Below are 8,832 nucleotides of genomic sequence, written 5' to 3' on the forward strand. Positions count from 1 at the left end.
CGGCCTGGGTGAAACCGTCACTTCCGGTATCGTGTCGGCGTTGGGCCGCAGTGGTTTGAATGTGGAAAACTACGAAAACTTTATCCAGACTGACGCGGCAATTAACCGTGGTAACTCCGGTGGTGCACTGATCAATCTGAACGGTGAGCTGATCGGGATCAACACGGCTATCCTGGCACCGGATGGCGGCAACATCGGTATCGGTTTTGCTATCCCAAGTAACATGGTGAAAAACCTGACCTCACAGATGGTTGAATTTGGTCAGGTGAAGCGCGGTGAGCTGGGTATCATGGGCACAGAGCTGAACTCTGAGCTGGCGAAAGCCATGAAGGTTGATGCGCAGAAAGGCGCTTTCATCAGTCAAGTACTGCCAAAATCTGCTGCGGCTAAAGCAGGGATTAAAGCGGGTGATGTGATTGTCAGCATGAATGGCAAAGCCATCAATAGCTTCGCTGGCTTCCGTGCCGAGATTGGTACTCTGCCTGTGGGCAGCAAAATGACCTTGGGTCTGTTGCGCGACGGTAAGCCTGTCAACGTGGAAGTGACATTAGAGCAAAGCAGCCAAACACAAGTTGATTCCGGTAATCTCTACACTGGTATTGAAGGGGCTGAGCTGAGCAACTCTGATGTGAATGGTAAGAAAGGCGTGAAAGTTGATAGTGTGAAACCTGGCACTGCTGCTGCGCGTATCGGCCTGAAAAAAGGCGATATCATCATGGGTGTCAACCAGCAACCAGTTCAGAATCTGGGTGAGCTGCGGAAAATCCTTGATACCAAACCATCGGTATTGGCGTTGAGCATTCAGCGTGGTGATACTTCACTCTATCTGCTGATGCAGTAACCGGAGTTTATGTAGTAAAAGTATAAATACTGCCACAAAGGGCACAACTACTTATCGTTGTGCCCTTTCTATTTAGATTTTGTGGTGCCGGTATCAGGCTGCGCCGAGATAATTTCGGGCGGCAAAGCGGACGTTATCTATCTCATCTAATAATTCAAGCCACTCAGGTTGCAAGTCTTGTACGTCAGTTTGTTGACGTAATTGTTGTTCAATCGTCATACACAGTTGCCGCAGTCGCGGCACTCCGCTACATGCACAACTGCCATGGAATTTGTGAATCAAATTCAGAATATCATCGTCATGGCTACCGGCTAGAATCGCCTGCACGCGCTGTGTCACTTGTGGCGTAAACTCTAACAACATGGTTAAGAGGTCTTTAGCCAGCGCTTCTTTATTTGCCGCTTGCCTCACCGCGAGTGGCCAATCTATTGACTCTTTACATTCAGATTGCGCCACTGACTGAATATGAGCCTCGCCCTCACCCTGTTGTTGTAAAGTGTGAGAGGGTTGTAAAGCGTGAGACTGTTGTAAAGGGTGAGACTGTTCATCATGGGGCTGTGGAGCACTATCAGGCAGATAACGCGAAAGTGCTTGTATCAACCGAGCTTCATCAATAGGCTTCGCGAGATAATCAGCCATACCCAATTTTAGTAATTGTTCCTGTTGCCCTCTAACGGCGTGAGCCGTGACCGCAATAATCGGGGTATCCTGATGATGTGACATCTGATGAATGACTTCACTGGCGCGGATGCCGTCAATTTCCGGCATTTGAATATCCATTAAAATGATGTCCAGCGTATTTTCACGGGCATAGGCAATGGCTTTTGCGCCGCTGTCACATAACACCGTCTCATCAACCTGTTCTTCCAGCAAAGTCCCCATTAATTTCAAGTTTGCCGGGTTGTCGTCAACGGCCATCACTTTGAAAGGCAGCTTGGGTTGCTTGTGTACTGGCTCTACCACCGGCAATTCACAATGCGCCTTTTCATAAGACAATAAAGGAATTAACCGGTTAGCGGATATGGGCTTAACCAGGCATGCTTTAGCACCGATCTGTTTAAGTTGTTCTGCTTCTACCTGTGATTGACTCGGCAGTGCCAAAATAACTTGCTCGGAAATTTTCATTGCTGCGATCAGTTTATCTTGATGAACCGCCATATTATTGCGGTACGGGATAGGCACCCCGACGAGCAGGAAATCATAATGTTGTATCGGCAATTGGGCTAACGTCAGGCTATGAGTCACCTGCAACGGCGTGATACTGAGAATATCTAATGTTGCTCTTGTCGCTGCGGCATTTCGCTCAATATAGGCCAGTGTTTTCCCTTCCAGATGCGACATATCAGGGCGGCGAGAGGGAATGGCTTCATTGAGATTCAAGGTGAGGTGGAACCTGAAAGTCGAACCCCGATCGACCTGACTACGGAAGCTAATATCACCCCCCATTTCTTTCACCAATCTTTCGGTGATAACTAGCCCAAGGCCAGTCCCCCCGTGCCGACGCGAAATACTGGCATCGGCCTGGCGGAATGCCTGGAACAATTGGGCTTGCTGGGATTCGGAAATACCAATGCCGGTATCGTGAATCTCGACCACCAGCGTCACCTGCTGACTGGCTATGGCTCGTACCGCCACCAGAATATCAATATTGCCCTGTTCGGTGAATTTAATTGCATTACCCAGCAAGTTTGTGACTATTTGCTGCAAACGCATGGCATCGCCAATCACTTGTTCCGGCACATCTTTATTAACATGCAGGGTCAGTTCCAGGCCTTTTTCATGGGCGGTGTGTGCCAGCAGAATAATGACTTCATCCAGCGCGCCGCGGAGTGAGAACGGGATATGCTCAAGAATCAGTTTTTCAGCCTCTAACTTGGAGAAATCCAGCACGTCATTGATAATGCATAATAAGTTGTTAGCTGATCGCTGAATAGTTTGCAGATAGTCAGTTTGCGTTGGGGTAAGGGATGTTTTCAGTGTTTGGCGGGTAAAGCCAATCACCCCATTGAGTGGGGTACGTAACTCATGGGACATATTAGCCAGAAATTCAGATTTAATTCGCGCGGCTTCTTGTGCCCGTTTTTTCGCCAATCCCAGTTCCACGTTCTGGATTTCCATCTGCTCCAGTGTTTCACGCAAGTCTGACGTGGCTTGATCGATATTCTGCTGCATCTCTTCGTGATAGGCCGCCAGTGACATTGCCATCGAATTGATGCCGTTTTTCAAAATATTCAACTCGCCGAGCATATGCCCTTCCACCCGGCTGTCTAATTGCCCACGGCGAATGCGGTCAACAGCATTGACCATGTTACGAATAGGGCCTGTGACATCACGCATCAGCCGATAAGCAAACAAAATAGCCACACACATACAGAAGAGCAGCAGCAGGGTCGAAATAAAGATTTCTTTATATTGCTGCAAGCGCACTGATTGTAAGTCCAAATCCATGGCGATATAGCCCAATGGCCGATTGGTGATATCCGCATCGGAAGCCCGGTCACTGGACAGGTTGGATTCTGAAACAATAGGCATTCGCAGAATTAAAGAGTCGCCACGATAGGAAAGCACCAGTGAGCTGGGAATGGCATCGCCTTTCGGCAATCTTAATTGTGAGGAATTGTAATTATAGTTAGATGTGACAAAAAGATTATTATCTGCGTCAAAAACGGATATTGACCGAACAATATTCGAATGGCGACGATGAAGAAGATTAATTAACTGACGGACAGTATCGCGGTTGCGAAAGGTCATTCCGTACTCACTGGCAACTGCCAGCGGTTCGATAATATTTGTTCCCGCGTTAACTAATTGTTTTTGCAATTCATTATAACGATTGACCATAAAGGTCGTACTGAGTAACAGCCCAAGAAGCAGCGTGGGGGCCAAGATTAAAATCATCATGCGCGCGCGAAGACTGTATTTGGTCATGGTATTCCAATGTGGGAGAATTAGCAGCTGACGAAACCGATGCTTGATCAATCATTATGGCGCAATTCTACTCTCCAAACCGACGTGTGACGACCAAACAAACGCTAACTGTGACCGTAAACTCGCTTGACCCTTTTGGGCAAGGGGTAGCGCACCACCAAGGCAAAGCTATCTTTATTCCCGGTGCGTTGCCAGGAGAGCAAGCTGAAATTGAGCTTACTGAGCAAAAGCGCCAATATAGTCGCGGTAAGCTTAAACGTTTGTTGAACCGATGCAACGAAAGGGTCGTTCCTGCTTGCCCTCACTTCGGAATTTGTGGAGGCTGTCAGCAGCAACACGCTAATAGTCAGCTACAGCAAATGAGCAAAGCAGATTCACTCCAGCGTTTGATTATGCGAGAGGCTGGCGCTTGCCCTGAATTAGACCCGGTTATTTGCGGGCCGGAATACGGCTATCGGCGGCGGGCGAGGTTAGGGCTGGTTTATCAACCCAAGCAGCATCGATTGCAAATGGGGTTTCGCCAAACTGAGTCTCATGATTTAGTTTGCATCAAGCACTGCCCAGTTTTACGGCCTGAATTGGAGCGCTTGTTACAGCCACTTTATCACTGTTTATCGGGCTTACAGGCTGTTCGCCACCTTGGACATGTAGAGCTGGTCTTGGCCGCTAATGGTCCGTTGATGGTTTTACGTCACCTTGATACCCTTAAAGAGGTAGATCGTGCGGCGTTAATTGACTTTGCCAAACGAGAGCAGGTCTCCGTCTATCTGGCTGGTGATAGTGATAATGTGGAAAAACTGATTGGTGAGGAACCCTATTATCAGATTGAAGGTCTACGCTTAGCGTTTCATCCGCGTGATTTTATTCAAGTTAATGATACAGTCAACCAGCAAATGGTGGCTCAGGCTATAGCATGGCTCAATGTGCAGCCTGATGAGCGGGTGCTGGATCTGTTCTGCGGAATGGGCAATTTCACCTTGCCGTTGGCAAAGTTGGCCCGCGAAGTGGTTGGCGTGGAAGGAGTTGCGGCGTTAGTAGCGAATGGGCAGTATAATGCTCTCAATAACGCGTTGCCCAATGTGTCTTTTTTCCATGAAAATCTGGAATCTGACATCAGTTGTCAGCCATGGGCAACACAAGGGTTCGATAAAGTATTGTTAGATCCCGCCCGCGCAGGTGCGGCCGGGGTCATGTCACATATAGTTAAACTGGCGCCAAAGCGGGTGGTGTATGTTTCGTGTAATCCCACCACGCTGGCACGAGATAGTCAGGTGTTGTTAGCCGCTGGTTACCGTCTTGCTCAGGTGCGAATGTTGGATATGTTTCCCCACACCGGGCATCTTGAATCTATGGCGCTGTTCATGCAGGAGCCAGGGGTCGCAAAGTAGGGAGAAGTTATGGTCGCGGTACGAAGTGCACATTTGAATCCAGCGGGCGAGTTTGCTCTCGACGATTGGGTAGCCAGTTTGGGGCTTCCTAATCCGCAGTCAGGTGAGCGCCTGGCCGAAACCTGGCGGTATTGTGAGCAGCAGACGCAAAACCATCCCGATGCCTCATTGTTGCTGTGGCGCGGCCTTGAAATGGTTGAAATTCTTTCCACCCTTAGCATGGATAATGACAGTATGCGCGCGGCGCTACTGTTCCCGCTGGTGGATGCCAACGTGGTGGATGAAGCTACGCTGACCGAACAATTCGGTAAAGGTATTACTTATCTGGTGCACGGTGTGCGCGATATGGATGCCATCCGTCAGTTGAAAGCGACCCATAATGACTCCATGAGCTCTGAGCAAGTGGATAATGTGCGCCGTATGTTATTGGCGATGGTGGAAGATTTCCGCTGTGTGGTCATCAAATTGGCAGAGCGTATTGCTCATTTGCGTGAAGTGAAGGATGCACCGGAAGACGAACGCGTGCTGGCGGCTAAAGAGTGCTCCAATATCTATGCGCCACTGGCTAACCGTTTGGGAATCGGCCAGATCAAGTGGGAGTTAGAAGACTTCTGCTTCCGCTATTTGCATCCAGATGAATATAAGCAAATCGCCAAATTGCTCCACGAGCGTCGTATCGATCGTGAGCAATTCATTGATGATTTTGTAGCTACATTGCACAAAGCTATGGCAGATGAAGGCATCAAAGCCGACATTTATGGTCGCCCCAAGCATATCTACAGTATCTGGCGCAAAATGCAGAAGAAGTCGCTGGCCTTCGATGAACTGTTTGATGTGCGAGCCGTACGGGTGGTAGTGGAGCGCTTACAGGATTGCTATGCCGCACTCGGTATCGTCCATACCCATTTCCGCCATTTACCTGATGAATTTGATGATTACGTCGCTAACCCTAAACCCAATGGTTATCAGTCGATCCACACCGTAGTGCTTGGGCCGCGTGGCAAAACACTCGAAATTCAAATCCGTACCCGTCAGATGCATGAAGATGCTGAACTGGGGGTTGCTGCGCACTGGAAGTATAAAGAAGGTGCGGTGGCCGCCGGTCGTTCCGGTTACGAAGGGCGGATTGCCTGGTTGCGTAAATTGATTGCGTGGCAGGAAGAGATGGCGGATTCCGGTGAAATGCTGGATGAAGTACGTAGTCAGGTGTTTGACGATCGGGTCTATGTGTTTACGCCGAAAGGTGATGTCATTGATTTACCAGCAGGTTCGACACCGCTGGACTTCGCTTACCATATTCATAGCGATGTGGGCCACCGCTGTATTGGGGCTAAGATCAGTGGCCGAATTGTGCCGTTTACTTACCAGCTACAGATGGGTGATCAGATTGAAATTATCACCCAGAAACAGCCTAACCCGAGCCGTGACTGGCTGAATCCGAACCTCGGCTATGTGACCACCAGCCGTGGTCGTTCCAAGATTCATAACTGGTTTAGAAAACAAGATAGAGACAAGAATATTCTTGCTGGCCGGCAGATGCTGGATGACGAGCTGGAGCATCTGGATATCAGCCTGAAAGAGGCGGAGAAGTTGCTGGTACCGCGTTATAACATGAATTCTATGGATGAAGTGTTGGCGGCGATTGGCGGGGGGGATATCCGTCTGAATCAGATGGTCAACTTCCTGCAAGGCAAACTGAATAAGCCGACGGCGGAAGAGGCGGATTTAGAGGCTTTACGTCATCTGAACAATAAACATCAGCCAGCGCCGCGTAATGCTAGCAAAGACAGTGGGCGCATTGTCGTCGAAGGTGTCGGCAATCTGATGCACCATATTGCGCGCTGCTGCCAGCCTATTCCAGGTGATGAAATTATTGGCTTTATCACTCAAGGACGGGGGATATCCATTCACCGCGCTGATTGCGAGCAGCTAGCTGAATTGCAATCCCATGCGCCTGAGCGAATTGTTGATGCGGTCTGGGGCGAAAGCTATTCTAGTGGTTATTCATTGGTGGTACGGGTTACCGCCAATGATCGTAGTGGCTTGCTGCGTGATATCACCACCATTTTGGCGAACGAAAAGGTCAATGTACTGGGGGTTGCCAGCCGTAGTGATACCAAAAAGATGATGGCAACCATCGATATGGATATCGAGATCTACAATCTACAGGTGCTGGGTCGGGTGTTGGCCAAGCTGAATCAGTTGCCGGATGTGATAGACGCCCGTCGGCTCCACGGCAATTGAAATTATCTATACCCAAAGCCATTGGAGTTGCAGGTAGGCGGCAAGCAAACAAATCCCGATGAACTTACTCAGGTAAGTGATTCGGGTGCGTGAGCGCCGCTAACAACCCTGCGACTTTAAGGGAGAAGGGTATAAACGGCTACTGCGCTTTGGCATATTGATAAATAATGTATCTGAGGCGGAGAGAATAGGCAGATCGTAAAGACGCCGTACTTCTTTTGTTAAAACAAGCATCCTTGGGGGCTTGAGCCGCGCCATCTGTGGCGCGGACACTTTACTCTTCTGCCTATCCTTTCCGCTGATATTGTGCAAAATAACAAAAGTGATAAATAGTAATGACCCAATCAGTGACTTCCCCTGGTACTACCGCTTTAGCACTACAACGTTTGTTGGATATTATGCGTACTTTGCGTGATCCGGAGCATGGCTGCCCGTGGGATCGTAAGCAGACCTTCGACACGATTGCGCCTTATACATTAGAAGAAACCTATGAGGTGCTTGACGCGATTCAGCGTAAGGATTTCGACGATCTTCGTGATGAATTGGGGGACTTGCTGTTTCAGGTGGTGTTTTATGCACAGATGGGGCAGGAGCAAGGGCTATTTGCGTTCGATGATGTTTGTCATGCCATCAGCGATAAGTTGGTACGCCGCCATCCGCATGTGTTCCCTGATGCGCCGCAAAACGTTTCAGACGCTATAATTAGCAGTGACACTGCATTGGCAGGGTGGGAGTCGCGTAAAGCCGAGGAAAGGGCGGAGAAGGCGTTATATTCGGCATTAGATGATATCCCTGACGCGCTGCCCGCGCTGATGAAAGCGCATAAAATTCAGAAACGCTGTGCATCAGTCGGCTTTGATTGGGACACTCTAGGGCCGGTGCTCGATAAAGTCTACGAAGAGATCGATGAAGTGATGTTCGAAGCGCGACAAGCTGTGGTGGATGAAGAAAAATTGGGTGAGGAAATTGGCGATTTACTGTTTGCCACCGTTAATTTATCTCGCCATTTAGGGCATAAAGCTGAAAATGCCTTACAGGCAGCAAATCGCAAGTTTGAACGTCGCTTTCGTCAGGTAGAACAAATAGTTACAGCATCAGGTAAAACCATGGAGAGCGCGACACTGGATGAAATGGAATCTGCCTGGCAGCAAGTTAAAAAGCAAGAAACTGAAATGTAAGGTGTTTTAATTCATTTGATGGATGGTTGTTGAATTTTAATTGCGTTAATATATTGAATTATAACGGATAGCAAGACGATGTTCTGCACGGTAAAAAGGGCGAAAACGCCCACTGGTGCGGAGAGTGTTTGTAGCGAAACCAAGGTTCGGGTATACTACTTTCCCGTCTTGGTTCTTCCATCGTCTTTAAACCTAAACTCTCAGGTTCAGCATGACAACTAATTATATTTTTGTGACCGGCGGGGTCGTATCC

The 8,832-nt window shown here is 48.8% G+C and carries 5 protein-coding genes; 4 read left to right on the top strand and 1 reads right to left on the bottom strand.

All coding sequences use genetic code 11. The features are described 5' to 3' along the window. A partial coding sequence (locus ACNSO8_RS01460; RefSeq protein WP_418393604.1) for a PDZ domain-containing protein occupies positions 1–841 on the top strand: 841 nt, incomplete at its 5' end. A gap of 93 nt (positions 842–934) precedes the next feature. On the opposite strand, the gene barA is transcribed toward ACNSO8_RS01460, so the two are convergent. Then, positions 935–3,769: a two-component sensor histidine kinase BarA gene (barA, locus tag ACNSO8_RS01465; protein ID WP_418393605.1), complete on the bottom strand. Its 2,835-nt coding sequence runs from the start codon at positions 3,767–3,769 to the stop codon at positions 935–937. Between the two features lie 56 nt (positions 3,770–3,825). Here barA and rlmD point away from each other — a divergent pair, with 56 nt between their 5' ends. From rlmD to mazG, 3 genes are all read left to right on the top strand, one after another. Next, positions 3,826–5,157 (top strand): 23S rRNA (uracil(1939)-C(5))-methyltransferase RlmD, encoded by a 1,332-nt coding sequence (gene rlmD / locus ACNSO8_RS01470; RefSeq protein ID WP_418393606.1) that lies wholly within the window; start codon positions 3,826–3,828, stop codon positions 5,155–5,157. 9 nt (positions 5,158–5,166) lie between these two features. Continuing rightward, positions 5,167–7,401 carry a GTP diphosphokinase gene (gene relA, locus ACNSO8_RS01475; RefSeq protein WP_418393607.1) on the top strand — a complete coding sequence of 745 codons (2,235 nt, stop codon included), beginning with the start codon at positions 5,167–5,169 and terminating at the stop codon, positions 7,399–7,401. Between the two features lie 335 nt (positions 7,402–7,736). Next, positions 7,737–8,579 (top strand): nucleoside triphosphate pyrophosphohydrolase, encoded by an 843-nt coding sequence (mazG, locus tag ACNSO8_RS01480; RefSeq protein WP_418393608.1) that lies wholly within the window; start codon positions 7,737–7,739, stop codon positions 8,577–8,579. Positions 8,580–8,832: the final 253 nt, after the last annotated feature.

The organism is Yersinia sp. LJYL362 (assembly GCF_048323875.1).